This is a genomic window from Agromyces laixinhei, from assembly GCF_006337065.1.
GTDB classification, from domain to species: Bacteria; Actinomycetota; Actinomycetes; order Actinomycetales; family Microbacteriaceae; genus Agromyces; species Agromyces laixinhei.
This window is the reverse complement of the sequence record NZ_CP040872.1, coordinates 3,275,907-3,301,912: the sequence shown is the minus strand read 5'-3', so window position 1 is coordinate 3,301,912 and position 26,006 is coordinate 3,275,907. Positions and strand designations below refer to the sequence as shown.

At 68.5% G+C, this 26,006-nt stretch carries 25 protein-coding genes; 18 read left to right on the top strand and 7 right to left on the bottom strand.

From position 1 onward, the window contains the following. The first annotated feature begins 51 nt into the window (after window positions 1-51). The 3 genes from FHG54_RS15595 (at window position 52) to FHG54_RS15585 (ending at window position 2,721) form a co-directional block, all read left to right on the top strand. Window positions 52-921, top strand: coding sequence for a sugar phosphate isomerase/epimerase family protein (locus tag FHG54_RS15595; protein ID WP_139418081.1), 870 nt, complete (start codon window positions 52-54; stop codon window positions 919-921). After that, complete coding sequence (locus tag FHG54_RS15590) at window positions 918-1,931, top strand: sugar phosphate isomerase/epimerase family protein (protein ID WP_139418080.1); 1,014 nt, start codon at window positions 918-920, stop codon at window positions 1,929-1,931. Before FHG54_RS15595 ends, FHG54_RS15590 begins: the two co-directional genes overlap by 4 nt. A 136-nt stretch (window positions 1,932-2,067) precedes the next feature. After that, entirely contained in the window at window positions 2,068-2,721 is a 654-nt protein-coding gene (locus FHG54_RS15585; RefSeq protein ID WP_139418079.1) for a dihydrofolate reductase family protein, read from the top strand. A gap of 10 nt (window positions 2,722-2,731) precedes the next feature. On the opposite strand, the gene FHG54_RS15580 is transcribed toward FHG54_RS15585, so the two are convergent. Next, window positions 2,732-3,439, bottom strand: a complete 708-nt coding sequence (locus tag FHG54_RS15580; RefSeq protein WP_139418078.1) for an amidase domain-containing protein — start codon at window positions 3,437-3,439, stop codon at window positions 2,732-2,734. A gap of 294 nt (window positions 3,440-3,733) precedes the next feature. Here FHG54_RS15580 and FHG54_RS15575 point away from each other — a divergent pair, with 294 nt between their 5' ends. Further along, window positions 3,734-4,108, top strand: coding sequence for a hypothetical protein (locus FHG54_RS15575; RefSeq protein ID WP_139418077.1), 375 nt, complete (start codon window positions 3,734-3,736; stop codon window positions 4,106-4,108). A 26-nt stretch (window positions 4,109-4,134) separates the two neighbouring features. Then, on the top strand, window positions 4,135-5,187 hold the full coding sequence (locus FHG54_RS15570) for an alpha/beta fold hydrolase (protein ID WP_139418076.1): 1,053 nt from the start codon (window positions 4,135-4,137) through the stop codon (window positions 5,185-5,187). A gap of 42 nt (window positions 5,188-5,229) precedes the next feature. On the opposite strand, the gene FHG54_RS15565 is transcribed toward FHG54_RS15570, so the two are convergent. After that, window positions 5,230-5,802, bottom strand: a complete 573-nt coding sequence (locus tag FHG54_RS15565; RefSeq protein WP_139418075.1) for a TetR/AcrR family transcriptional regulator — start codon at window positions 5,800-5,802, stop codon at window positions 5,230-5,232. A 72-nt stretch (window positions 5,803-5,874) separates the two neighbouring features. Here FHG54_RS15565 and FHG54_RS15560 point away from each other — a divergent pair, with 72 nt between their 5' ends. From FHG54_RS15560 to FHG54_RS15550, 3 genes are read left to right on the top strand one after another with little or no spacing between them, the layout of a single operon-like run. Then, window positions 5,875-6,477 carry a dihydrofolate reductase family protein gene (locus tag FHG54_RS15560; protein ID WP_139418074.1) on the top strand — a complete coding sequence of 201 codons (603 nt, stop codon included), beginning with the start codon at window positions 5,875-5,877 and terminating at the stop codon, window positions 6,475-6,477. 21 nt (window positions 6,478-6,498) lie between these two features. Beyond that, entirely contained in the window at window positions 6,499-7,248 is a 750-nt protein-coding gene (locus tag FHG54_RS15555; protein WP_139418073.1) for a response regulator transcription factor, read from the top strand. Then, entirely contained in the window at window positions 7,245-8,846 is a 1,602-nt protein-coding gene (locus tag FHG54_RS15550) for a sensor histidine kinase (protein ID WP_233437805.1), read from the top strand. The genes FHG54_RS15555 and FHG54_RS15550 overlap by 4 nt, the downstream gene beginning before the upstream one ends. Here FHG54_RS15550 and FHG54_RS15545 read toward each other — a convergent pair. The 4 genes from FHG54_RS15545 to FHG54_RS15530 form a co-directional block, all read right to left on the bottom strand. After that, entirely contained in the window at window positions 8,843-9,910 is a 1,068-nt protein-coding gene (locus tag FHG54_RS15545; RefSeq protein WP_139418072.1) for a COG1361 family protein, read from the bottom strand. The genes FHG54_RS15550 and FHG54_RS15545 overlap by 4 nt on opposite strands. 65 nt (window positions 9,911-9,975) lie before the next feature. Then, window positions 9,976-10,419 carry a MarR family winged helix-turn-helix transcriptional regulator gene (locus FHG54_RS15540; RefSeq protein ID WP_168197208.1) on the bottom strand — a complete coding sequence of 148 codons (444 nt, stop codon included), beginning with the start codon at window positions 10,417-10,419 and terminating at the stop codon, window positions 9,976-9,978. 10 nt (window positions 10,420-10,429) lie between these two features. Then, window positions 10,430-12,097: an MDR family MFS transporter gene (locus FHG54_RS15535; RefSeq protein WP_139418519.1), complete on the bottom strand. Its 1,668-nt coding sequence runs from the start codon at window positions 12,095-12,097 to the stop codon at window positions 10,430-10,432. Window positions 12,098-12,268: 171 nt separating this feature from the next. After that, a complete protein-coding gene (locus FHG54_RS15530; protein WP_139418070.1) occupies window positions 12,269-12,658 on the bottom strand; it encodes a RidA family protein in 390 nt (129 codons plus the stop codon). 358 nt (window positions 12,659-13,016) lie between these two features. Here FHG54_RS15530 and rplJ point away from each other — a divergent pair, with 358 nt between their 5' ends. Further along, window positions 13,017-13,532 carry a 50S ribosomal protein L10 gene (gene rplJ, locus FHG54_RS15525; protein WP_139418069.1) on the top strand — a complete coding sequence of 172 codons (516 nt, stop codon included), beginning with the start codon at window positions 13,017-13,019 and terminating at the stop codon, window positions 13,530-13,532. A 50-nt stretch (window positions 13,533-13,582) separates the two neighbouring features. Beyond that, a complete protein-coding gene (gene rplL / locus FHG54_RS15520; protein WP_139418068.1) occupies window positions 13,583-13,972 on the top strand; it encodes a 50S ribosomal protein L7/L12 in 390 nt (129 codons plus the stop codon). 106 nt (window positions 13,973-14,078) lie between these two features. Here rplL and FHG54_RS15515 read toward each other — a convergent pair whose 3' ends face one another. After that, window positions 14,079-15,260 (bottom strand): DUF4185 domain-containing protein, encoded by a 1,182-nt coding sequence (locus FHG54_RS15515; RefSeq protein ID WP_139418067.1) that lies wholly within the window; start codon window positions 15,258-15,260, stop codon window positions 14,079-14,081. Between the two features lie 330 nt (window positions 15,261-15,590). On the opposite strand from FHG54_RS15515, the gene FHG54_RS15510 reads away from it, so the two are divergent. From FHG54_RS15510 to FHG54_RS15475, 8 genes are all read left to right on the top strand, one after another. After that, the gene (locus tag FHG54_RS15510; protein ID WP_139418066.1) at window positions 15,591-16,643 is read left to right on the top strand and encodes a LacI family DNA-binding transcriptional regulator; all 1,053 of its coding nucleotides are present in this window, start codon (window positions 15,591-15,593) and stop codon (window positions 16,641-16,643) included. Between the two features lie 86 nt (window positions 16,644-16,729). Beyond that, window positions 16,730-17,677, top strand: a complete 948-nt coding sequence (locus tag FHG54_RS15505) for an ROK family protein (protein WP_168197207.1) — start codon at window positions 16,730-16,732, stop codon at window positions 17,675-17,677. Then, window positions 17,664-19,490: a class I mannose-6-phosphate isomerase gene (locus FHG54_RS15500; protein WP_210415441.1), complete on the top strand. Its 1,827-nt coding sequence runs from the start codon at window positions 17,664-17,666 to the stop codon at window positions 19,488-19,490. Before FHG54_RS15505 ends, FHG54_RS15500 begins: the two co-directional genes overlap by 14 nt. A 216-nt stretch (window positions 19,491-19,706) precedes the next feature. Next, entirely contained in the window at window positions 19,707-20,978 is a 1,272-nt protein-coding gene (locus FHG54_RS15495; protein WP_210415440.1) for an ABC transporter substrate-binding protein, read from the top strand. A 6-nt stretch (window positions 20,979-20,984) separates the two neighbouring features. Then, the gene (locus tag FHG54_RS15490) at window positions 20,985-21,860 is read left to right on the top strand and encodes a carbohydrate ABC transporter permease (RefSeq protein WP_139418064.1); all 876 of its coding nucleotides are present in this window, start codon (window positions 20,985-20,987) and stop codon (window positions 21,858-21,860) included. A gap of 2 nt (window positions 21,861-21,862) precedes the next feature. Beyond that, a complete protein-coding gene (locus tag FHG54_RS15485; RefSeq protein WP_139418063.1) occupies window positions 21,863-22,675 on the top strand; it encodes a carbohydrate ABC transporter permease in 813 nt (270 codons plus the stop codon). An 8-nt stretch (window positions 22,676-22,683) separates the two neighbouring features. After that, entirely contained in the window at window positions 22,684-24,825 is a 2,142-nt protein-coding gene (locus tag FHG54_RS15480; protein WP_139418062.1) for a glucosidase family protein, read from the top strand. Next, window positions 24,822-25,994, top strand: a complete 1,173-nt coding sequence (locus tag FHG54_RS15475) for an SGNH/GDSL hydrolase family protein (RefSeq protein WP_139418061.1) — start codon at window positions 24,822-24,824, stop codon at window positions 25,992-25,994. Before FHG54_RS15480 ends, FHG54_RS15475 begins: the two co-directional genes overlap by 4 nt. Window positions 25,995-26,006 lie beyond the last annotated feature (12 nt).

Here is a 26,006-nt window from a genome sequence, read left to right as displayed (position 1 = left end):
GCCCGACCTCGCACGTTCAACCGCTTCGACCGCACGTTCCAAGGAGGCAGCATGCGCCGCATCATCGGCGTCAACACCTGGGTCTGGACCTCACCGCTGCGCGACGACTCGCTCGCCGAACTCGCCGCGAAGGCCGCGGGCATGGGGTTCGGGTCGATCGAACTGCCCGTCGAGTCGCCGGGCGACTGGTCGCCGGATGCCGCGGCGGAGGTGCTTCGCGAGCACCGGCTCGCACCCGTGGTGATCGGTGCGATGGGCCCGGGCCGCAACCTCATCGCGGCGCCCGCCTCCGAGATCGTCGCCACCCAGAACTACCTCGTGCACTGCGTCGGCGTCGCCGAGCAGCTCGGCTCCCGCATCGTCGCCGGCCCGTTCACCGCCGCCACCGGCCGCACCTGGCGCATGGACGCCGAGGAGCGGGCCGCCCGCTCCCGTGAACTTGTCGACAGCCTCGCCCCGGTCGTGCGTGCGGCGGAGCGCAGCGGCATCCGTCTCGCGATCGAGCCGCTGAACCGGTACGAGACGAGCCTCATCAACACCGTCGAGCAGGCGCTCGAGGTGCTCGGGCCGCTGCTCGGCCCCGGCCTCGGCCTCGCCCTCGACAGCTATCACCTGAACATCGAGGAGCAGCGCGTCGGCGACGCCATCCGCCTCGCCGGCGAGCACCTCGCCTACGTGCAGGTCTGCGGCAACGATCGCGGCGCGGTGGGCGACGACCACATCGACTGGCCCGACTTCCTCGATGCCCTCGATGACGTGGGCTACGCCGGGCCCCTCGGTCTCGAGAGCTTCACGGGCGACAACGACACCATCGCGGTCGCCGCATCGGTGTGGCGGCCGCTCGCCGCATCCCAAGACGAACTGGCGGCACGGAGCATCCGCTACCTGACCGCTCTCCAAGACGATCGGGAGACACGATGACCACCACGCGCCGCCCCGTCACCCTCTTCACGGGCCAATGGGCCGACCTGCCGTTCGCAGAGGTCGCCAGACTCGCCGCCGAGTGGGGGTACGACGGGCTCGAGATCGCCTGCTCGGGCGACCATCTCGACCTGAAGCTCGCCGAGGAGGAGCCGGGCTACCTCGACGAGCGCCGCGAGATCCTCGACCGTCACGGGCTGAAGGTCTACGCGATCTCGAACCATCTCACCGGCCAGGCGGTGTGCGACGCACCCATCGACTTCCGCCACGAGGCCATCGTGCGGCCCTATACGTGGGGTGACGGCGACGCCGAGGGCGTCCGCCGGCGCGCGGCCGAAGACATGAAGCGCTCGGCGCGGGTCGCCCGCGCGCTCGGCGTCGACACGGTCGTGGGCTTCACCGGCTCGTCAATCTGGCCCTACGTCGCGATGTTCCCGCCTGTGGCCGCGTCGGTGATCGAGGCCGGATTCGAGGACTTCGCTGCGCGCTGGAACCCGATCCTCGATGTCTTCGACGCCGAGGGTGTGCGGTTCGCACACGAGGTGCACCCGTCTGAGATCGCGTACGACTACTGGAGTTCGGTGCGCGCACTCGAGGCGATCGGGCACCGGGAGGCGTTCGGGTTCAACTGGGACCCCTCGCACATGATGTGGCAGAACATCGACCCGGTCGGCTTCATCTGGGACTTCAAGGACCGCATCTACCACGTCGACTGCAAAGACACGCGTCTTCGGCCTGCCAACGGCCGCGCCGGCGTGCTCGGCTCGCACCTGCCGTGGGGCGACCCGCGACGGGGGTGGGACTTCGTCTCGACCGGCCACGGCGACGTGCCGTGGGAGGACTCCTTCCGGGCGCTCGACGCGATCGGCTACGCCGGACCGATCTCGGTCGAATGGGAGGACGCGGGCATGGATCGTCTGCACGGGGCGGCGGAGGCGGTCGGATTCATCCGCTCGCTGCTCTGGCCGAAGCCCGAGACGTCGTTCGACGCCGCGTTCTCGAATCAGTAGCCCACGGGGCATCGATGAACGTCGGCGCATGAATTCCGATCTCATGTCGATCGGGGCGAGGCTCGTTCGTACGCAAGGTAGGAGATCATCGAGCCGCACGTGAACCGCGGCTCCCTACCCGTGCAAGGAGCAACCCATGGAACTCAGCGTCAACACCTTCATCACCCTCGACGGCGTCATGCAGGGCCCCGGCGGCGCCGACGAGGATCGCAGCAACGGCTTCACGCGCGGCGGATGGATCGTGCCGAACGCCGCCGACGGGCAGCTCGACCCGGTCGACGGATGGTTCGGGAATGCCGACGCCTTCCTGCTCGGGCGCACCACCTTCGAGATGATGCGCGAGTACTGGTCGCAGGTCACCGACCCCGAGAACCACGTCGCCACCGCGCTCAACACCTGGAAGAAGTACGTCGTCAGCGACACGCTCTCCGACGCCGATGCAGCGTGGGGCGACACGACCGTGCTTCGGGGTGACATCGTCGAGCAGGTGCGCCGGTTGAAGGAGCAGCCAGGCCGCGAGCTGCAGGTGCACGGCAGTTGGCAGTTGGCGCGCAGCCTGCACGACGCCGGTCTCGTCGACACCTACCGGCTCCTGCAGTTCCCGGTCGTGGTGGGCGAGGGCAAGCGGCTGTTCGCCGACGGGGCAGCACCCGCCGGGTACCGGATCACCGAGTCCGAGGTGCTGACCGGCGGTGCCGGCGCCGTCTCGTTGACCCTGCGTCAGACCGAGTTCGGCGAGCTCGAGACGGGCGCGTTCGTGGTGCGCGACGGCAAGGACGAGATCGCGTGACGGCCGCGGTTCACTCGGGGATGCTCCAGTAGTAGGCGACGCCGCCGGGGTGCAGCTCGGTGATCGCGAAGTCGACGGAGCGGTCCCAGGTCGGGTCGGTGTGGCCGGCGTAGAGGATCGTGACCTCGCCCGCGGCGTCGGTCTCGACCGCGGTCACGATGCCGGTGTGGTCGCGGTCGCCCGAGTCGTCCCAGTCGAACTGCACGATGTCGCCGACCTTCACCGATGAACGCTCGTCGTCGGTGAGCACAGTCGCCCGCTCGGGGTGCGACTCGAGGTAGTCGCGCAGCGCCGTCGAGCTGATCCAGGCGTCGGCATGGCTGTAGGCGTCGCCCGACTCGTCGAACCACCACTCGTCGTCTTCGACCCAGCCGCGGGCGAGCAGGGTCTGGCTCGTGAAGTTCACGCAGTCGTTCTCGTCGAGGTAGCCGTAGGTCTCGCTCTCGGTGTCGGCCCAGTGCTCGTGTGCGTAGGCGAGCTGGGCGGCGACGCTGTCGGAGTAGGCCGAGAAGTCGGCGACCTCGGTGCCGGATGCCTCGGCGCGATCGACCTCGGTCGTCGTGAAGCCCGAGGCGGACTCGGCGGCAGACCCGATCGCCCCCTGCCAGGCAGACCACGCGATGGTCGCCCCTCCGGCGACGAGCACGACACCGGCGATCGCGGCGGCGATCAGGGTACGGCGGCGGCGGGTCTCACGGGTCTCGGTGGAGTGGGGCATCCATTCGATCGTATGGATGTTGCCTGTGCGTCACCCGGGTGGCTCAGTCCACGACGCTCCAGTAGTACACCTTCGTCTCCGGATGCCGTGGGTGGTCGTCGACCGATCTGTCCAATGTTGCGGCCGACTCGAGTTGGCGCAGCACAGGTGCCGGCAGCACCGAATCGCGGTCGGATGGCCCGAATCGGCCATCGAAGACTGGCCCGGACGCGCGATGCCCGGCGCCGAAGGTCGCGTTGGAATCGGAGGTGTCAGAAGGCCCCTCGTCGGGGCCCCGATCCGAGGAGCGTCATCATGTCTGCCTTCCATACCCCCGCAGCGGCCGCCATCCGTGCGTCGATCCGAATCGGCCGCGAGCGCGGCTACTACCGGGTCCTGTTCGACGCTGGCCCCGTGGATGCCCTCACGTTCGCCGTGCTCACGGGCCTGGGTGAGCAACAGGCATGCACCTGGCTCGACGAACAGCTCGACGCCGGGGTGCTGCGGGTGGTCGCGGCGCCCGCGGGCGGTCGCGCCGAGCTGCTGCTGCCCGGCGAGCACGTGCCGATTCTGTTGGACGGCGGCGACGAGCCGGAGTTCGACGGCGCTCGTGCGCTGCTCGCGGAGCACCGCGCCGAGCTGCCGACCGCGCTGGCGGAGTTGGACGAGGAGGTCGCGGTCTTTCATTGAGGTGCGGGGTGCCGCAGACTTGTGGAGTGGATCCCGAGGATCAGGTCGTCCGGTACACGCAGCACGGTTCGTCGCCGATCGCGTGGTCTGCCGTCGGCCAGGGCCCGCCACTCTTCGTCGGCGGCTGGTGGTCGAGCCACCTCGAGCTCGACTGGCGGAACACCGGATTTCGGCGGTTCGTGAGCTCGCTCGCCGGGTATCGCACGGTCATCCGCTACGACCGGCCCGGCGTCGGGGCTTCCGACCGGCGGGCGCTTCCCGCCCGCACGCTCGAAGAGGAACTCGCGACCCTCGAAGCGATCGTCGACGAGGCGGCGCCGGGGCCGGGCGCGATCGCGCTGTTCGGCGGGTCGTCAGGGAGTGGTGTCGCGGCCCTCTTCGCCGCGCGGCATCCCGAGCGCGTCACGCGACTCGTGCTGTACGGCGGCTACGCCCGCGGAGCCGACCTCGCGCCGCCCGCGGCGCGAGCGGCGATGATCGCCGTCATCGATCAGCACTGGGGCCTCGGCTCGCGGGTGCTCGCCGACCTGTTCCTGCCCGACGCGACAGCAGAGGAGCGCGCCGAGTTCGCCGAGTTCCAGCGACTCTCGGCGTCGCGCGAGGTCGCGCTCGCGTCGTTGCGTGCGGTGTACGACTTCGATGTCACCGACCAGCTCGGTGAGGTGCTCGCGCCGACGCTCGTGCTGCATCGACGTGACGATCGAGCCATTCCGTTCGCACTCGGGAAAGACCTGGCCGGCCGCATCCGCACGGCCCGGTTCGTGGCGCTCGAGGGCGATGACCACTTTCCGTGGCGGGGCGACGCCGACTCGGTCACGCGCGAGACCCTCTCCTTCCTCGGCGCACCCCTCGGTCCAGCGCCGCCGCACGGCGCGCCGGGCGGTTCGGCCCGGCTCACCGAGCGCGAGCGCGACGTGCTGCGGCGTGTCGCCCGCGGTGAGACCGACGTCGAGATCGCTGCTCACTTCCTGCTCTCGCCGCACACTGTGCATCGCCACATCGCGAACATCCGTACGAAGCTCGGTGTTCCCTCTCGCGCAGCGGCTGCGGCGTGGGCGCTGCGCCACGAGCTGATCTGACGCGTCGACGAATCCGATCGGCGCGCCCCGCTCCAGGAACCGTCAGCGCTCGGGCAGGAGCCCTGCGATGAGCATGTCGATGACCTCATCGGCCGACGAGTCGGGGTCGAGCGGGTCGGTGAGCCTGTCGAGCAATAGTCCGTCGATGGCGTAATGGAACAGGGCGATCTCGCGGCGCCCGCCCGGAAGACCGGCAGCGGTGTTGAACTTGACGTCGGCCTCGAATCCCGCACGTCGCCACGCACCGAGCACGGCGGCGAGCTCGGGGCGCCGGGAGCTCTCGAGGCGGAGCTCGAACAGGGCGAGCGTGACCTCGCGCTCGGACGTGAGTCGGCGCACGATGTCGCGGATGTAGTCGGCGAACAGCGCCCGGCTCGGTGTCGCGGCGCTGCGACGCTCGAGATCGTCGGGCGTGGGAGCGAGGCGCTCGCCGATGCGCTCGACCAGACCCGAGACCAGTGCCTCGCGGCTGCGGAAGTAGTTCGACGCGGTTCCAACGGGGACGCCGGCCGCCTCATCGATCGCGCGGTGGGTGAGCCCGCGTGAACCTTCGCGAGCGAGCACGCGCAATCCCGCGTCGGCGAGCAACCGTCGTCGCTCAGTGTTTTTCGCCATGCTTGATGGTAGCCCAACCACTACAGATGATGTAGTCTTCCAATCACTACAACAGTTGTGATTGGAGCACCCATGCGAGAACTCGTCTACTACGTCGCCGTCAGCCTCGACGGATTCATCGCCGGCCCGGCCGGCGAGTTCGACGCCTTCCCCGTGGAGGGCGATCACATGGCGGCCCTGAATGATCGGTTCGCCGACGCCATCCCGACCGACATCGCCGACGCCTACGGCATCCAGAGCGACGGCTCGATGTTCGACTCCGTCCTGATGGGCTGGAACACGTACGAGGTCGGGAGGACGGCCAGTCCGTATCGGCACCTCCGGCAGATCGTCTTCTCCCGAACGCGCACAGAGTCCGACATCCCGGGCGAGACCCGGAACCTCACCGTCACCGATGAAGATCCGGTCGATGCGGTGCGGCGGCTGAAGGCAGAGTCGGGCAGGTCCATCTGGCTGTGCGGCGGGGGCTCGCTGGCCGGCGCTCTCGTCGATGAGATCGACCGGCTCGTACTGAAGCGCAACCCGGTGCTGTTCGGTGACGGAATCCCGCTCTTCACGCCGGGTGCGTACGATCCGCAGCGCTTCGACGAGATCGAGACGACGGCCTACGAGTCTGGGGTCGTCGTCTCGGAGTACGTGCGGCATTCGGCCCAGAGAGTCATAGGGAACGCATAGCTCGACCCGGATACTGGAGGTATGAGCACGAACGCCGAAGCGACCCCGCACCGCGCCCCAGCCATCGCCAAGGGCGACGGCTCGATGGTTCGCGTGCTCGTGGTCGACGACGAGCACTCCCTCACCGAGCTGCTCAAGATGGCGCTCAAGTACGAGGGATGGGACGTTCGCACCGCGAGCGACGGTCAGTCCGCGGTGAAGATCGCCCGCGAGTTCCGGCCCGACGCGATCGTGCTCGACATCATGCTTCCCGATATCGACGGACTCGAGGTGCTGCAGCGTGTGCGGGCCGACGGCTCGGAGACGCCGGTGCTCTTCCTCACCGCGAAGGACTCGCTCGACGACCGCATCGCCGGGCTCACCGCGGGCGGCGACGACTACGTCACCAAGCCCTTCAGCCTCGAAGAGGTCGTGGCGCGCCTGCGCGGACTCATCCGTCGCTCGACCCTCATGCTCGCCCAGGCGAAGGACCCGGTGCTCGTCGTCGGCGACCTGACCCTCGACGAGGACTCGTACGAGGTCGCACGCGCGGGCGCACCCGTCGAGCTGACCGCCACCGAGTTCGAGCTGCTGCGCTTCCTCATGCGCAACCCTCGCCGGGTGCTCTCGAAGGCGCAGATCCTCGACCGCGTGTGGAGCTACGACTTCGGCGGCAAGGAGTCGGTCGTCGAGCTCTACATCTCCTATCTGCGAAAGAAGCTCGATGCAGGCCGTGAGCCGATGATCCACACCGTGCGCGGCGCCGGGTACATGCTCAAGGCGGTCGGATGATTCAGCCGGGCGATACCGGCTACGCGGCGGCGGCTCGGGCGAACGCGACCGGTGTGATGCCCGTCGCAGGCGACTCGCTCGGACTCCCGGCCGCTGCAGAGGCGCAGCGGAAGCGCCGTCGGGAATGGACGCTGCAGCGGCGCCTCCTCTTCGTGGTCGCCGCGCTCCTCGCAGCGGTCAGCGTGGTCGTCGGCGTCGTCAGTGTGAGCGTCTTCCACACGTCCTCGGTCGCCGCCGTCGACACCGACCTGCGCTCGGCGATGGACCGCGCCGTGCTGAACATCCAAGGGCCGTTGCCCTTCTCCGGAGATGAGGAATCGGCCGATGTGCTGCTCGATATCGCAGGCCAGTCGGCTGGAACACTCGCCGCGGTGGTTCCCGACTCCGGCCCCGCCGATGCCGCGTATATCGCCGAAGGCGCGCAGGGCATCCTGACCCTCGGCCCGGGATCGACGGCGAGTCTCGCCGCGGTCCCCGACGACGGGCAGGCGCACACGATCGACATGGGTCGCACGCTCGGCGAGTTCCGCGCGCTCGCCGAACGGAAGGACGTCGCTCCGGACACGCGTGTGGTGCTGGCGCTGCCCCTCGCGGAGGTCAACGCCTCGGCGAGGGAGCTCGCCGTGACGATCGCCGTGGTCGCGCTCGCGGGCCTCGTGATCGCACTCGGATTCGGCTCCTTCATCGTGCGGCGCGCCCTCGTGCCGCTCTCGCGCATGACTGAGACGGCGTTGCACGTCTCGGAGCTGCCGCTCGACCGGGGAGATGTCGCGCTCGCCGAGCGCGTGCCCGTCGACGATGAACGCACCGAGGTGGGCCGCCTCGGCGGTGCGTTCAACCGCATGCTCGGGCACGTGGCATCCGCCCTGTCTGCACGCGAGGAGAGTGAGCAGAAGGTGCGCCGATTCGTCGCCGACGCCTCGCACGAACTGCGCACCCCGCTCGCGTCGATCCGAGGGTACGCAGAGCTCACGAGGCTGCACGGCGGCGCTCTGCCGCCCGATGTGGTGCACGCGATCGGGCGCATCGAGTCGGAGTCGGTGCGCATGACCGATCTCGTCGAGGATCTGCTGCTCCTCGCCCGGCTCGACGAGGGCCGCGCGCTCGCGGCGCTGCCGGTCGATCTCGGCGAGGTGGTCGTCGAGGCGGTCGGCGACGCGCAGGCCGCGGGCCCCGGCCACGAGTGGGAGGTGCGAGTTCCGGATGTCGCGGCGATCGTCGTCGGCGATGAGCCGCGCCTGCGGCAGGTCGTGACGAACCTGCTGGCCAACGCCAGGGTGCACACGCCCGACGGCACCTCCATCGTGGCGTCCGTCCGGCGCGACGGAGCCGAGATCGTGCTGAGCATCGAGGACGACGGACCCGGCATTCCGCCGGCGCTCGCCGACTCGCTGTTCGAGCGCTTCGCGCGCGGCGACTCCTCGCGGTCGAGACTCGCCGGCAGCACGGGTCTCGGGCTCGCCATCGTCAGGGCGGTGACCCTCGCGCACGGCGGCACGGCCGACGTCGAAAGCGAACCCGGCAGCACCCGCTTCACCGTGCGATTGCCGGCCGCGCCGGCGCCGGCTGCACCGACCGTGCCCGCCGCGCCTGCCTAGCTCCGAGGATCCGCCACGGGGTCGGCGCCGTCACGGGGAGGGGCCTGCGCGGCCTCACGACGACCGGCCTCGCGCGCCTCATCGACGAGGTGCTCGATCTGCTTCGTGCGGCGGCGACGGCCCCAGAACAGGCCGGCGATCACGAGGCCGAGCGCGAGGATGATGATGAGGTGCGGCCAGGGGATGGCCCAGGCCGTGACCTCGAGCTCGACGGGGTCGAGCGTCTCGGTCTCTCCGTCGGGCGCGATGACCCCCTGCGTGATCGTCAGGGGGAGCGTGACGGGTCCGAGCGGCCACACATCGGGCACCTGAATGCTCACCGATCGCCGATCGCCGGGCAGCAACTCGATCGGCAGCGCCTGTTCGCTGTCGGGTGCCGGGTAGGTGCTTCCGCCGTGCTCGACGGAACCGCTCACCGAGAGCCGCACGTTGCCGGTGTTCTCGAGGGTGTACTCGAGTTCGATCATCCCCGGCTCGAACGGATTCCACGAGATGACGTAGTTCGGGTTCGTGTCGACGTCGAGCCCGGGCTGAACGGTGCCGGTCACCCGGGTCATCACGCGGAATCCGACGCGGCTCTCGACGCCGAGTCCGGCACCCTCGTCGGCGCTCTCGGTGTAGATCGACGCGGCGATGCCCGCGGCATGATCACCGGGAGTCGCATCCTCGGGCGCCTGCACCGTGAATGGGAGCACGGCGGTGCCTCCGGGCGCGACGGTGACCTGATCCGCCACGGTGATCCAGGTGCCGGCGGCGACCGACTCCGTGTCGGACGGGAGCATGTTGAACCGGCCCGTGGGCGTGAAGTACCCATCGGCCGCGGTGAGCGCGAACGTGACTTCGCGGTTGCCGAAGTTCCGTACGGCGAGGTGCTCGGTGGCGGCCTCGCCGGGGTCGAGTTCGAGTTCGACCCACGACCGGCCATCGGGGCCGGACTCGTCTGCGGGGCTCACCGCCCACGTCACGGGCGATTCCTCCTCGGTCGCGGTCGCGGGCAGGGGCGCCGCGAGCGCGGTGACCCCGACGAGAGCGAGGGCGGCGACGACGAGACGCAAGGCTTTCATGCTTCGACGATACTTCGCCGAGCCCGGCCGCGGCGTCACGTGACGTGACGGTCGAGAGCCGGTGCTCAGTCGCCGAGGCGACCGAGCAGTTCGGCGAACGTCGCGATCTCCTGGGGTTCCCACTCGCGCAGCCGTTCGCGCAGCTCCGCCTGGCTGCCGGCGCGGATCTCGGCCACCCTGGCGGCCGCCTCGGATGTCGCGGCGAGCACCCGCACGCGCGCGTCGTGCTCGTCGACGCTCGACTCGACCAGCCCGAGCTCCTCGAGCGTACGGATCTGGCGGCTCAGCACGCTCTTATCGGTGTGCAGCTTCTCGGCGAGCGCACTCGCGTGCGCCGGCCCCGCGGTCGCAAGGCTCGAGACCACCTTGTAGCCGAGCGGCGGCAGATCGGGGTGGAGCTCGGCCGCGTACCGCTTCCAGTTCGCTCGCACCCGATGGAAGAGTCGGCCGAACTGCTGCTCGACGGCGGCGATGGCACGCTCGGCGTCGTTCTCCGATTCGGCGGTCATGCCGGTCATCCTAGGCTCGACCGCCCTTCGGGCTCCTGCCGGCATCGACGGCCGCGAACGACCCGGTGATCGGCACCGCGACCGACCCCTCGCTCACCTCGAACATCTCTTCGCCCGCCTGTTCGAGCTCGCGCTCCAGCGGGGTGCCCGACCGCTGCTCGGCCCTCGCGCGCTGGATCGCGCTCTGGGTGCCGAGGTCGGCATTGGGCAGGAAGACCACCGCGAGGAGGGTGACGATCGCGAGCGGCACGGCGGCCATGAAGACGCTGCCGACGCCCGTTCCGTATGCCGACTCGACCACGATACGCAGGAAGTCGGGGAGCTGGGACACCTGCGGGATCGCTCCGGAGCCGAGGGTCTGCGCGGCCTCGGCCTGCTGCTCGGCCGGGAGCGATGCGATGCCGGTCTTGATGTCGTTGGCGACGACGGTGCCGAGGATCGCACCCATCACCGAGACTCCGATCGTGCCGCCGAGGCTGCGGAAGAACGTGACGGTGCTCGTGGCGACGCCCATGTTCTTCACCGCCGTGGTGTTCTGCACGACGAGCACGAGGTTCTGCATCACCATGCCGACGCCCGCGCCGAGCACGAACATCGCGGTGCCCACGAACCAGTAGTTCGTGTCGTAATGCAGTTGCGTGAGCAACAGCGTGCCGACGACCATGAGCGCGCTGCCCACGACCATGAACGCCTTCCACTTGCCGCGGCGGCTCACGAGTGCGCCGATCACGGTGGATGAGATGAGCACGCCCGCCATCATCGGGATCGTGAGCAGACCCGACTCGGTGGGTGTGGCCCCGCGCGCGAGTTGCATGTACTGGCTGAGGAAGACGGCGGTGCCGAACATCGCCACGCCGACCGAGATCGAGGCGACGACCGAGAGGGTGAAGGTGCGGCTCGTGAAGAGGCCGAGCGGGATCACCGGCTCTGCGACCTTCAATTCGACGACGACCGCGACGATGAGCAGCACGGCGGCGGCGCCGACCATGAGGAGGCTCGGCGCGGAGATCCAGTCGAACTCGGTGCCGGCGAAGGTGACCCAGAGCAGGAGGAGCGAGACGCCCGCCGAGATCAGCACGATGCCGAAGTAGTCGATCGAGACCTTGGTCTTCGGGCGCTTCGGCAGGTGCAGTGTGCGCTGCAGCAGAATGAGCGCGGCGACCGCGATGGGCAGGCCGACGAAGAAGTTCCAGCGCCAGCCGAGCGTGTCGGTGAGCACGCCGCCGAGGAGCGGGCCGCCGACGGTCGCGACGGCCATGACGGCTCCGAAGAGGCCGGCGTACTTGCCGCGTTCGCGCGGGCTGATGATATCGGCCATCACGATCTGGCTGAGGGCCGCGAGGCCGCCGGCACCGAGGCCCTGCAGGACCCGCATCGTGATGAGCGTGCCCGCGTCTTGCGAGAAACCTGCGAGGGCAGAGGCGACGACGAAGATCACGAGCGCCAGCTGCAGGAGCAGCTTCCGGTTGAAGAGGTCGGCGAGCTTGCCCCAGATGGGCGTCGAAACGGTGGTTGCGAGCAGCGTCGCCGTGACGACCCAGGTGAACGCCGACTGATCGCCGCCGAGGTCGGCGATGATGACGGGCAGCGAGCTGCCGACCACCGTCGACGCGACCATCGAGACGAACATGCCGAGCAGCAGACCGGACAGCGCCGTCAGCACCTCTCGGTGGGTCATGCCGCTCTCGGAGAGTTCGACGGATGCCGCGGCATCCGGATTCTTCGACGATGCGGACTTCTTCGGCGCGCGAGTGCGCGAGGCGAATGCCATCTGACTCCTGAAAGTGGTTGATTTTCGTCAACTATAAACAGGTAGTAGACGTATGTCAACTACTGTGCGCACGCCGGCTCACTCGATGACGGCGGTCGCCTCCAGCTCGACGAGGGCGCCCTGGCGGCCGAGCGACTCCACGATCAGCACGGTGAGCGCGGTCGGGTGCGCTCCCCAGACGCGCGCCGATGCCGCGTACCCCTCATCGACCGATTGCCCGGCGGCCAGGTACACGGCGAGGCGCACGACGTTGCGCTGATCGGCGCCGACTTCGGCCAGCACCGTGAGCACGTTCCTGATCGCCTGCTCGGTCTGCGGGCCGAGGCCGCCGGGTACGATCGCGCCGGAGGGGTCGGTGCCGTTCTGGCCGCCGACGTGCAGCGTGCGGTGCGCGCCGCTGACGAGCACCCCCTGGCTGAACGCCGGGTTCGAGTGCAGTGCCGGTGGGTTCAGGTGTGTGATCTCCATGCCTGCGAGTCTGCTCCCGTCCGCCGACATCGGCGACGGTTCGGCCCGGGCGTCCGCCATCCGCTTCGGGTCGCGACGGCGACGAGTCGTCGACGATTTGGCGGATGCCGCGGCATCCACTAGCCTGTACGGAGCCGAAGACCGCTGGTTGTCGTGTGCCTCGATGTTCATCGCATCGAAGCCCGACCGAAGTCTTGCGAAAGCAAGGGCCCGCGCAGGTGTGACGAAGACTTCCGGGTGACCGGCCGAGCTCCGCGCAACTGCGCCGGAGCTTTTTTCTTTCTCTCGACCACCCGCTTCCAGCGCTCCAGGCCGTGCATCGCTCCCGCGATGCGCGTTGAAGATACAAGGAGTGGCCATGGCGAACAAGGAAGCCTCGGTTGCCGAACTCACGAACCTGTTCGAGAGCTCGACCGCCGTTCTGCTGACCGAATACCGCGGCCTCACTGTTGCCCAGCTCAAGACGCTGCGCAAGTCCATCAGTGAGGACGCGAGCTACGCCGTGGTGAAGAACACGCTGACCAAGATCGCAGCGAACAAGGCCGGAATCTCGTCGTTCGACGACGAGCTCGCCGGTCCTTCCGCGATCGCCTTCGTGCACGGTGACCCGGTCGCCGTCGCAAAGGCTCTGCGTGCCTTCGCCAAGGCGAACCCCCTCCTCGTGGTCAAGGGCGGCTATTTCGATGGCAAGCCCCTGACCGCCGAAGAGGTAGGCAAGCTCGCCGACCTCGAGTCCCGCGAAGTGCTGCTGGCCAAGCTCGCCGGCGCCTTCAAGGCCTCGCTGTTCGGAGCCGCATATCTGTTCAACGCACCGCTGTCGAAGGCCGTTCGCACGGTCGACGCGCTGCGTGAGAAGCAGGAGTCCGCTGCGTAGGCGCGAGCCTGCCAAGCGGTGAGTTACCAGAGAATCTAAGGAGAAGAATCATGGCGAAGCTGTCCACTGAAGAGCTGCTCGAGCAGTTCAAGGGCCTGACCCTCATCGAGCTCTCGGAGTTCGTCAAGGCGTTCGAGGAGACCTTCGAGGTCACCGCGGCCGCCCCCGTCGCCGTTGCCGGCCCCGCTGCCGCAGGCGGCGGCGCTGCTGCTGAAGAGGTCGAGGAGAAGGACTCCTTCGACGTCGTCCTCGAGGCTGCCGGCGACAAGAAGATCCAGGTCATCAAGGTCGTGCGCGAGCTCACCTCGCTCGGCCTCGGCGAGGCCAAGGCTGTCGTCGACGGTGCTCCCAAGGCCGTGCTCGAGGGCGCGAACAAGGAAGCCGCCGACAAGGCCAAGGCCGCTCTCGAAGAGGCCGGCGCCACCGTCACCCTCAAGTAGTCGCCGCCCTCGAAGAGGGCAGCAGCTCGAGGTGACGTGCGTCACTGAATACACGGATGCCCCGTGGCTCGTCTGAGCCGCGGGGCATCCGTCGTTCAGGTCACTGTCAATCGAGCGCCAGCTCGACCTCCCAGAAGCGTGGCCGGTAGATCGTGACGTCGTCGAAGATGTCGTGCACGTTGTCGAAGGTGTTGACGTTGTGCGTCACGAGCAACGTGTTGCCATCGCGCAGCTGCGGATGCTCGTGCGCGTTGTAGCCGTAGACGTCTTCGTCGCCGTAGCTGCCCCACAGGCCGGTCTCGGGCATTCGGTACAGTTCGGTCGCCACGGCGAAGCCGCCGGTGAGCGAGCAGGAGGTCTGCGCCACGACGCGCGTGTCGAAGGGCACCGTCGTGTCCGCCGTCACCAGCAGATAGCCGTCCTCGAAACGCGCCACACTGAACTCGTTGGCGACGTGCGAGGCTACCGGCACCGCATCCGCCTCGCGCGGCGACCAACGCTTGCCGTCCCAGAACTTCCAGTTGCCCGCCAGGCCCGCATTGCCGGTGACCCGGGCGACGAAGGCGCTGCGAACCCCCTCGACATCGGCGATGCCGTAGACGTACGTCTTCGAGCCCTCGGTCATCGTCCACGCGCCCCAGTTGATGCCGGTGGAGCTGGGCAACTCACGGATCCGCTCGAGCTCGAGCGTGTCGCCGTCGAGCACCGCGAGGCGGTTCGCCGACCAGCGGAAGTCCCACGGCCCGGGGCCGAACTTCTCGAACTGCAGCAGTGGCACATGCACGTCGCCGCGACGGGTGCGCTCGGGATCGCCGAACCAATGCCAGCGGGCCTCGCCGGTCGGGCCCTCGCCGGTCGGGCCGACGATCGAGGCGGGTGCGTCGGGCGTGCCGCCCGTGACCGTCTCGAGCGAGCTGCCGTCGTCGACGACGATCGAGTTGTTGAGGAACGGAGCGGTGGTCGGCCGGCTGCCGTCGGCCTCGACCGGACCGAGGAAGGTGTCGGAGAAGAACCAGGCCTGCCGACCATCGGCGAGCTCGAGCGAGTACGTGCTGTCGCCGCCCGTCCAACCGACGCCGCTGTCGCCGTAGTCGGCGAAGCGCTCGTTGCGTTCAGACGTGGGCGCGGCGGTGGCAGTCAGCGTGCCCTCGGTGAGGGAGCAGGAATGCGCGGATGCGCCGGAGGGAGAGGGTTCGGCGGCGGCAGCTGGTGCTGCGAGTGCACCGCCGCTCAGCAGTAGTGCGGCCGGGATGCCCAGCCGTAGGATTCGACGGGAGTTCGAAAGCATTGCGTGGCTCCTTCGTTGGTGCCGTGCCGGTTGGTAACGATCACAATAGTGTTGGGGGCGCTTGGCGTCCAGTGTCCTGCCCGCCACTGCGGTGCCGCCATGGTCATCGGGGGATCGTTCGACGAAGCGTGGTGGAGCCCTCAGTCGTCGTCTCCGGATGGAGAATCGCTCGGATGCGGCAAAGTCCTGTTAACGTTATCAGCGGCCGATCGTCAGCAGCGCCCCACGTCACGAGGGGCCGGCGGGCGCGGCGCAAGTGCCGCCCGTGCGGCGCGGTAGTAGCGTGAGAGCGGCCGGACGGGCGGCCGAGTTCGGGAGGATGCAGCCAGGATGTCCGAGGTGAGCAACGGCGGCAGACAGCCGACGATCAGAGAGGTCGCTGCATTCGCCGGCGTCAGCCCGATGACGGTCTCGCGCACGCTCGCGGGGGGCGTCCACGTTCGGCCCGACCTTCAGGAGAAGGTGTTGACCGCCGTGCGTGCTCTCGGGTACCACCGCAACGAGAATGCGCGTAGTCTCCGCCCGGGGCAGGCAAGCGGCTTGATCGGGGTCGCGATCACCAACCTCGGGAACCCGTACTACGGCAACTTCGCGCTCGGCGTCGAAGAGGTGGCGGCCGAGTACGGCCGACGTATCGTGCTCGGGAACACGGGAGAAGACCCCGGGCGGGAGCGCCAGCTCATCGCCGACTTCATCGGCCGCCAGGTCGAGGGTCTCGTCCTCGTGCCGTCAGGCGGTGCATCCGATCACCTGCAACCCGATCGACTCGGCGACACTCCGATCGTTCTCGCATCACGCCGCGTCTACGGCCTCGATGTCGACGCCGTGCTGCTCGACGATGTGGGTGGAGCATATCGCGGCACGAAGTCGCTGCTGGATGCCGGCCACACTCGCATCGGGTTCCTCGGCAACATGCGCTCGGTCTTCACGGGGCAACGGCGCTTCGAGGGCTTCACGCGCGCTCTCACCGAACGCGGCATCGAGCCCGATGATGCGCTCGTCCAGCGTGAACAGCAGGATGTGGATTCGGCGCGCGACGCGATGCGGCGCCTGCTCGACCTCGCCGATGCGCCGACGGCGGTCTTCAGCGCGAACAACCGCAACACGGTGGGTGCTCTGCGGGAGATCGGCAGCAGGCTGCGCGGCGGTGCGGATGTCTCCGAGCTGCCGACGATCGTGAGCTTCGACAACTTCGAGCTCGCCGAGCTCATGCCCGTGCCGGTCGCGGTGATCGACCATGACGCGCGACAGCTCGGGCGTGAGGCCGCCCGACTGCTGCTATCCCGCCTCGGCGCAGGGGGGCGGCAGGCGCCGGCGCGCCTTGTCGAGATGCCGGTGTCGTTCGTGCCGTCTCCGGCGTTGGAATCGGCGGCGCTCGACTGAAGCGGTCGTCTCGCTTGCCAATGGGTGTCGTCGTTCGCTATGGTAACGATACCAACGATGATCGCCGCAACGAGGAGGATGGACGCATGACGCACCTCGCCATCGACCTCGGCGGCACGGCCGTCAAGGTGGGTGTGTTCGACGGGCGACGACTCGTCGATTCCGGCGAACTCCCCGCCGCCGATGGTCGGCTCGTGCTCGAGCACGTGGCTGTCGCGGCCGAGGGGATGCTTCGGGGTACGCGCCCCGACGGCGTCGCCATCGCCGTCCCGGGCATCGTCGACCCCGACGCGCGCCGGCTCGTCGCCGCGCATGGCAAGTACGCCGAACTCCACGGCGTCGACCTCGCCGCGTGGTCCGCGACTCGATTCGGTGCGCAGGCCGTCGTCGAGAACGACGCGCGTGCCGCGCTCATCGGCGAGATGACCGGCGGCAGCGCCCACGACGTGCCCGACGCGGTGTTGATCGCCCTGGGCACCGGCATCGGCACGGCTGCCGCGCTCGACGGTCGCCTGATCCGCGGAGCACACGGGCATGCCGGAGTGCTCTCGGGGCACGTCACCGTCGACCTCGACGGCCCCCGCTGCCCGTGCGGCAACCTCGGCTGCGGCGAGGCACTCGCGAGCACGTGGGCTCTGGGGGAGGCCGTCGGTCATGGAACGGTCGCGATCGGCCCAGAGCTCGCCCGCCGATTCGGATCCGCCGGCGAACTCGGAATCCGCGACCTCGTCGAGACGCGGCATGAACCCGAATCCGCAGCGATCCTCGAGCGCTTCGTGCGCATCTGGGGCGCGGTCATCGTCTCGCAGTGCCACGCATTCGATCCGACGGTCGTCGTCGTCACCGGCGGCGTCCTGCGGTCACGAGAGGTCGTGCTGCCCGCCGTCGTCGACTACGTGCACGAGCACCTCTGGTCCTCATCCTTCCGGCCGACGTTCGTGACGCCCGAGGAGCCGTCGCTCTCGGTGCTGCGCGGGCTCGCCGTCATCGCACTCGACTCCGCACCAGCAAGGGATATCCATGACGCACGATGATCACGGCGCCGAACTCACGCTCGAGGAGCACATGGCGGGTGGGGGCAGCAGCTATGTGCAATTGCCCACGATCCCGCTTCCGGCGGGCACTGAGATCCTCGTCGGCGACACGGCCTGGCGTCGCGCTCGCGAGATCGCCGCCTCGCGGGCGGGCGGGCGCCCCCCGGTCATCGCCGTCGACGTCTACCCAGGCGGGGATGTCGCGGCGATCCGCCGACGCATCGCCGAGGCGGTTGCCGAGGCCGACGTCGTCGATCTCGAAGGCGCCGCCGCCCTGCCGAACGACGTGATCGAAGCGCTCATCGCGCGCAACCTCACCGACGACCGCGTCTTCGGCGTCATGAGTCACTTCACGGTCGACGAGTTCTACGATCGCGAACGCGTGGCTGCGCTCCGCGCGGAGATCGGGCGGCGCACGCGGCCGACCTACGTCGTCGGCTGGGGCGCCGATGCAGCGCTCCAGCAGGGGGCCGACGCCCTCGTGCTCGTCGACCTCGCCCGCTGGGAGATCCAGCAGCGGCAGCGGGCCGGGGGCACGAACTGGCGCGCAGACAACGGCGGAGAAGACGCCCTGCGCAAGTACAAGCGCGGCTTCTTCGTCGAGTGGCGCACCGCCGACCGCCACAAGCGCACCCTCTTCGATCGGGTCGACCTCCTCGTCGACGGCAACGCCGCTGCCGACGCCGCGGGCGCGGTGGAAGGCCGGGCCTTCCGGGGCGCGCTCGCCGCAGCATCCGCCGCGCCGTTCAGGGTCGTGCCGTTCTTCGACCCGGGTGTCTGGGGCGGGCAGTGGATGAAGAGCACGCTCGACCTCGACCCCTCGGCCAGCAACTACGCCTGGTGCTTCGACTGCGTTCCGGAGGAGAACTCGCTGCTGCTCGAGGCCGACGGCCGGGTCGTCGAGATCCCCGCGCTCGATCTCGTGCTCATGCATCCGCGCGAGCTGCTCGGTGAGAAGACCTTCTCGCGCTTCGGCGCCGAGTTCCCGATCCGTTTCGACTTCCTCGACACGATGGGCGGAGGCAACCTCTCGTTGCAGGTGCACCCGCTCACCGACTACATCCGCGACACCTTCGGCATGGCGTACACGCAGGACGAGAGCTACTACCTGTTGGATGCCGCCGACGACGCGGTCGTCTATCTCGGTGTGAAGACCGGTGTCGACCCCGAAGAGATGGTCGGAGCGCTCCGGGCCGCGACCGACGGCGAGCACCCGTTCGATGCCGAACGCTACATCAACATGTATCCGGCGAAGAAGCACGACCACTTCGCGATTCCGGCCGGCACCGTGCACTGCTCCGGCACCGATTCGATGGTGCTCGAGATCTCGGCGACGCCGTTCATCTTCACCTTCAAGCTCTGGGACTGGGGCCGGGTCGGCCTCGACGGCGTGCCTCGGCCGGTGCACCTCGACCACGGTGAGCGCAACATCCAGTGGGAGCGCGACACGGAATGGGTCGGGCAGCACCTCATCGGGCAGGTCGAGGAGCTCCGTCGCGAGCCCGGACTCGTCGAGGAGCGCACCGGGCTGCACGAACTCGAGTTCATCGAGGTGCGCCGGCACTGGTTCGACGACGAGGCGGTGCACGACACCGACGGCACCGTCAACGTGCTCAACCTCGTCGAGGGCGACGAGGTCGAGGTCGTGAGTCCGAACGGGGCGTTCGAACCGTTCGTCGTGCACTACGCCGAGACCTTCATCGTGCCTGCCGCGGTGGGCCCCTACTCGATCCGGCGCAGCGCACGCTCGCGCAGCGAGCGCTTCGCCACCGTGAAGGCGTATGTGAGGGGCACACGTGAGAGCGACGACTGACCGGCGAGACCTCCGAACCGGCGCGACTTCCCGACCCGCGCAGCACCAGCACCACCACGAACCATGACATCGGCACCACGCACAGCACCACAGCACTGATCGCAGCATCGATCCGACCAGCACCACACCACGAAACCGTTGCCTTGCGGCGACTGGGTATCGTTGATACCTTGGCGAAGCGGTTGGTAACGATACCAATAGAACAAAGGAGTTCCAGTGAATTCACGACGAACGAAGATCGGGGCCGCGGTGGCCGCACTGGCCGCATCCGCGATGCTGCTCGCAGCGTGCTCGGGGGGCGGCGCGGCCGACTCCGGGGAGACCACGGGCACGCTCGACTTCTACACCAACAAGGCCGCATGGGAGCCAGATTTCGACGAGCTCAACGGGGCTAGCGAGACATCCGTCGACATCTCGTTGAACACGACGGGCTACTCGGACGCCGACCAGTACGACGCGTTCATCAAGCAGTCGTTCCGCACATCGAAGAGCCCCGGCCTGTTCACCTGGCAGACCGGCAGCTCGCTCACCGAGCTGGTGGACGAGGGGCTCATCGCCGAGACGACCGACATCTGGTCGAACGCGGTCGACGAGGGCTGGGTGACCGAAGACCTGCGAGAGACGTACACGGTCGACGGCAAGCAGTACTGCGTGCCGATGAACATCGCCTACTGGGTCATGTACTACAACACGAAGATCTTCGAGGAGCAGGGCATCGAGGTGCCGACGACCTGGGAGGAACTGGATGCAGCCGCCGAGACGCTGAAGTCAGCCGGCATCACGCCGTATTACCAGACGTCGACGCTCTTCACGTTCCAGTGGTTCCAGCAGATGGTCGCGGGCACCGACCCCGAACTCTACGAGGGCCTCTCGACCGGCGAGGTCGAGTACACCGACCCTGAGATCGTCGACATCATGAACATGTGGCTCGACCAGCACGAGGCCGGCTGGTTCAGCGACGCCGGCAGCACGGTCGACCCCGCCGTCGGGCTGAAGCAGGGCGACTACGCCATGATCAACTTCGGTTCGTTCTTCAATGGATCGCTCGACGGGGCCGGCATGGTCTCGGGCGAGGACTACGACATGTTCGTGATCCCGAAGACGAATCCCGATCTCGAGCGCACCCCGGTCGCGGTCGAGTCCGGCCCGCTCTGCGTGGCCGAGAACGCAGCGCAGAAGGCGCTCGGGCTCGCCTATTCGGAGTGGTGGATGTCGCCGGAGGCGCAGACCGCCTGGAGCGAAGCGCGCGGAGACGTGGCCTTCAACCCGAAGGCAACCGTTTCCGACCCGATGCTCGACGAACTCGGAACCACGGTCGCCAGCGATGACTACCTCGTCTACGACCGCTACTACGAAGCCACTCCCACGCCGATCCTCACGGTCGCGCTCGAGCAGTTCGGCGCCTTCATCGCGAATCCCGGTGACCCGCTGCCGTTCCTCGAGATCATCCAGGCCGAGGCCGACAAGTACTGGGCCGACCAGGAGTAGCGGCGTATGGCGTCTCGCGGTTCGCAGTACCAGTGGTCCGCCCGGGGCTTCATCGCCCCGGGCGTGATCCTGGTCGCCGTCCTCCTCTATCTCCCCCTGCTCTGGACCACCTTCCTCAGCTTCACCGAGTACAACGGCCTCGGCGACCCCGACTGGATCGGCTTCGGCAATTTCGCCGAGATGTTCGAAGACCCGGGCTTCATCGTCTCGCTGCTCAATACCCTCCTCTGGGTCGTCGGCACGCTGCTCATCCCCGTCGGCATCGGCCTCGCGCTCGCGCTCCTCACCTGGAACCTCCCGGGCGGAGTATGGCTGCGTGTGCCATTCCTCATCCCGTATGCGCTCTCGGGCATCGGCGTCGGCCTCATCTGGTCGTTCATCCTCTCGAGCAACGGCGCGCTCGACCAGGCGCTCGGCGCCTTCGGCATCGCCGACACCCCGCGCTGGCTCGTCGACGCACCGCTCAACACGGTCGTCATGATCATCGCCGCGGCGTGGCAGGGGGTCGGCGTCAACGCGCTGCTCTTCACGATCGGCCTCAATTCGATTCCGAAGGAGCCGCTCGAGGCAGCTCGGGTCGATGGCGCGACCGGAGGGCGCCTCTTCACGAGCATCCTCTGGCCGATGCTGCGCCCGCTGACCGCGGTCGTGGTCGGGTTGTCGATCGTGGCGAGTCTGAAGACCTTCGACATCGTGCTCGGAATGACGAAGGGCGGCCCCGGTGGTGCATCGGAGACGCTGGCCCTGACGATGTACAAGGAGACGTTCGTGAACAGCGACTACGGTCTCGGTTCGGCGATCGCCGTGTTCCTGACGATCGTCACGATGATCGCCGCCGTCCTGTACCTGCGCCAGCAGCTCTCGAAGAAACACGAGTTCTAGTCATGTCGAGAATCCTCCGAACCTCCGTGCTCGTCGTCTTCGGCGTGATCTGGCTGCTGCCCGTCTATCTGCTCATCGTCAACGCAGCGAAGTCGCCGCTCACCTTCACCTCGACCGAGTCGTGGGTCCCGACCGACTTCTCGCTCCTCGGCAACATCGCCGAGGCGCTGCAGCTCTCGGGTCTCGGCGACAGCGTGCTGAGCACCCTGATCTACGCGCTCGTGTCGCCGGCCGTCGCCGTACTCGTCGGCGCCGCCGCCGGATTCGCGATCGTCGCGCTGCGCCTGAAGCACGGCTTCGCCTGGTTCGTGGTGATCTTCGGGGGCACCGTGTTCCCGCTGCAGATGGTGCTGCTGCCGCTCTTCGACGGCTACTCGCGCGTCGGCCTCTTCGACACGCAGCTCGGCATGATCCTCGTGTACACGGCGATCTCCATTCCGTTCTCGGCGTTCGTGATGCGCAACTTCTTCACGGGGGTCGCGCACAACGTGTTCGAGGCGGCCGTGCTCGACGGCGCAACGACCTGGCGCATCTTCGCCCGCCTCTACCTGCCGATGGCCTCGAGCGCGCTCGTGGCGATCTTCATCCTGCAGGCCACCTTCGTGTGGAACGACCTGCTGCTCGGACTCACGCTCAGCCAGTCCGACAACGTGCGACCGATCGTCACGACCCTCGCCGGCATGCAGAGCACCTACGGCGGTGCGCAGTTGTCGACCGTGCTCGCGGCGGGCGTACTCGTCTCGCTGCCGACGGTCGTGCTGTTCCTCTTGACCCAGAAGTTCTTCGCTCGCGGCCTCGCGCTCGGGCAGTACTAGGAGACCGGATGTCCCTCATTCCCACGGTCGACGACCTCGCGGCCGACCCCGTCACTCACCACTACGACGACATGATCGCGCCATCGGGCCTGACGAACTTCCTCGGTACGGTTCGCGTCGACCACGACCTCACCGCGGTGAGCGCGACGACGTTCCCGCCGGTCTCACAGGGCCTTGCGAAGACCGCTGTGCTCTTCGTCGACGGGCGCATCTTCGAGTCGTACGGCGCCCCGGTCACCCACGAGTGGCGCCCCGACCGGGTCGTGCGGCGCGCGACGCTGCCGGGGCTCGAGATCGAGGCCGTCACGGTGTGCGCACCAGGGCAGACCGCGGTGGCGATCGACGTGCGAATCACGAACTCGGGCACGTCGCACCGCTCGGTGCCGGCGATGCTCACGCTCGCCGCTCGCGTGACGCGGGCGGCGGGGGCCTGGCTCGACGCCGAGGCGCCGAGCGAGCGCGATACGGTCGAGTCGGATGCGTCGAGGCTCGTGTTCTCGAACGATGCGGGAGACGCGTGGAGCGTGCAGGGCGTCGACACCGAGGCATCCGTGCGCCTGAGCGGAGTCGCTCCGACGCCCGACGAGTACGAGGTCGGAATCGGCGGCACCGGGCGGGGCGGCGACGTGACGGTCGTGCTCGAGATCGCGCCCGGGCAGACCGCCCGATTCGGGTACGTGCACGCGATCGCCACGACGCGGCAGGCGGCCCTTGCCGCATTCGATGCGACGGCGCTCGACGTGCCGGCCGTCGTCGCGGCATCCGAGCAGTTCTGGAATGCCCAGCTCGAGGCGGCTTTCACGCCCGGAAACGCCGAGTTCTCGGGCCATCTGCCGGTGCTCGAGACCTCGTCGGAGGCGCTGCGCACGCTGTACTGGTGGGGGGTGCTCGGCGTCATCTGGTTCCGCCGTGATTTCGCGGGCAACGTGCTCGGTCGCAGCTACGACACCCTCATGCCGAACTACTGGGCGACGACGACGTTCATCTGGGACTACAGCCTGAGTTCGATCACGCACGCATTGCTCGACCCCGAGCCGATGAAGCGGCAGCTCAGCCACTGGATCACGAGTGATACGCACTCGCATTTCGGTACCTCCTCGCTGACTGGCGAGCCGGTCGGACGCTGGTATTCGGTGAACGACTACGCGATGACCCGGCTCGTCGACGATTACGTGCGATACACCGGCGATGCCGGTTACCTCGACGAGCGGCCGGGTGATGGGCGGCCGATCGTCGACCATCTGCGGTACTGGTCGCTCGCGTGGCAGGAGCTGCGCGGTGACTCGGCTCTCGCCGATTACGGCGAGATCGACAACCTCCTCGAGTGCGTGAGCTCGTACACCCACGAGGTCGCGAGCTTCAACGCGGCGAACGTGTGGAACCTGCGCACGACGGCGGCGATCCTCGAGGCGCGAGGCGACGGCAAGGAGGCTGCCGGGCTGCTCGCCGAGGCAGACGCCCTCGTGGCCTCCGTCGTCGACCTGTACCTGCCCGGACAGGGGTTCTTCGCGGCGCAGCAGCCCGACGGCTCACGCCTGCCCGTGCGCCACTGCTACGACTTCAACATCGTCGGCACGACGATCGCCGCCGATCTCGATGAGTCGACCCGGCGTGAGATGGTCGACTTCTTCGTGCGCGAGCTGCAGACTCCGTCGTGGTTGCGGTCGCTCTCGCCGTGGGACGCTGACGCGAGCTACAGCGTGCGCCCCGATCATCAGTGGAACGGCGCGTACCCGGCGTGGCCGGCGGATGCCGCGCGGTCGCTTGTTGCGCTCGGTGAGCCGCAACGGGCACTCGACTGGCTGCCGGGTCTGGCCCGTTCGACGAACCAGGGCCCGCCGGCCCAGGCGCACTTCCAGGAGGAGGCGCAGCCCGCGATCAACGGCGGCGCGCGCAAGGCACCGCCGCAGCTGCCGTACATCATCGACTGGTCCTGCTCGGCGTCGGGCGCCTACGTCGCGCTCGTGATCGAGTCGCTCTTCGGCGTCGATCCGTCGATCGACGGCATCGGCACGGTGAGCGGATGCGTCGGAGCGCTCGATGCCGAGGCCGTGCTGCGCGGTCTCAGGGTCGGCGGCCGACTCGTCGATGTGCACGCGAACGGTGCCGTGGTCGACGTCGGCGGGCCGGACGCGATGACGGCGCGATGAACGCGACCGGCCTTCGAGATGTCTCCCTCGACGAGGTCGAGATCCGCGGGGCCATCACGATCGAACGCACCGCCGAGGGGCTGCTGCCGCGCCGGCTGCCGGCATGGGCGCGGGAGCAGGTACCCGACTCCTTCATGGTGCAGACCACGGCGGAGAGCGCCGGCATCCGACTCTCGTTCCGCACCGCGGCATCCGTGCTCGAACTCGACGTGCGCGCGACGCGGATGGCCGCCGACGAGACGGTGGCGCTGCCGCCCAGCCACTATGACGTCACCTCCGACGGCGAGCTGGTGGGGCAGGCGTCGGTGGTTGCCGGATCGCGGTACGTCTTCTCGTTCGAACGTCCGCTCGGGTACGTCGTCGGAGGGCCGCCGTCGACGGTGCGAATCGAGTTCGACGGCGCAGCGGCGGGGGAGCGCGAACTCGAACTGTGGCTGCCGTTCACCGACGAGGTCGAGGTGCTCGCATTGCGGGCGGATGCACCGGTGTCGCCGCCGGCGGCGGTTCCGAGGCCTCGCTGGCTGCATCACGGCAGCTCGATCAGCCATGGCTATCGCGCCGACTCGACGACGGGAACGTGGCCGGTCGTCTCCGCCCTGCGTGCCGATGTCGACCTCACGAGCGTCGCCTTCTCGGGCAACGCGATGCTCGACCCGTTCACGGCGCGCACGATGCGGGACGCCGAAGCCGACCTCATCAGCCTGAAGATCGGCATCAACCTCGTCAACGGCGACGTCATGCGCATGCGGGCGTTCCGGCCTGCGGTGCACGGGTTCCTCGACACGATCCGCGACGGACACCCCACGACGCCGATCGTCGTCGTCTCGCCGATCTGGTGCGCGCCGGTCGAGCACGCGGCCGGCCCGACCGTGCAAGATCCGACCAAGCCGTACGAGTGGTCGATCGCGGGCGGTACCGCCGAAGAGGTCGCACAGGGCAAGCTCTCGCTCACCGCCGTCCGCGGCGAGCTGCAGTCGATCGTGACTCGTCGACGTGCGAGCGACGCGAACCTCGACTACGTCGACGGCCTCGAACTCTACGGCCCGGCCGATGCCGCGCGCATGCCGCTTCCCGACAACCTGCACCCCGGCGCGGCGGCACAGCGCCACATCGGCCGCCGATTCGACGAACTGGTGTTGCAGCCGTTCAACACGACTCGCTCGAGGTGACATGAGCCACGG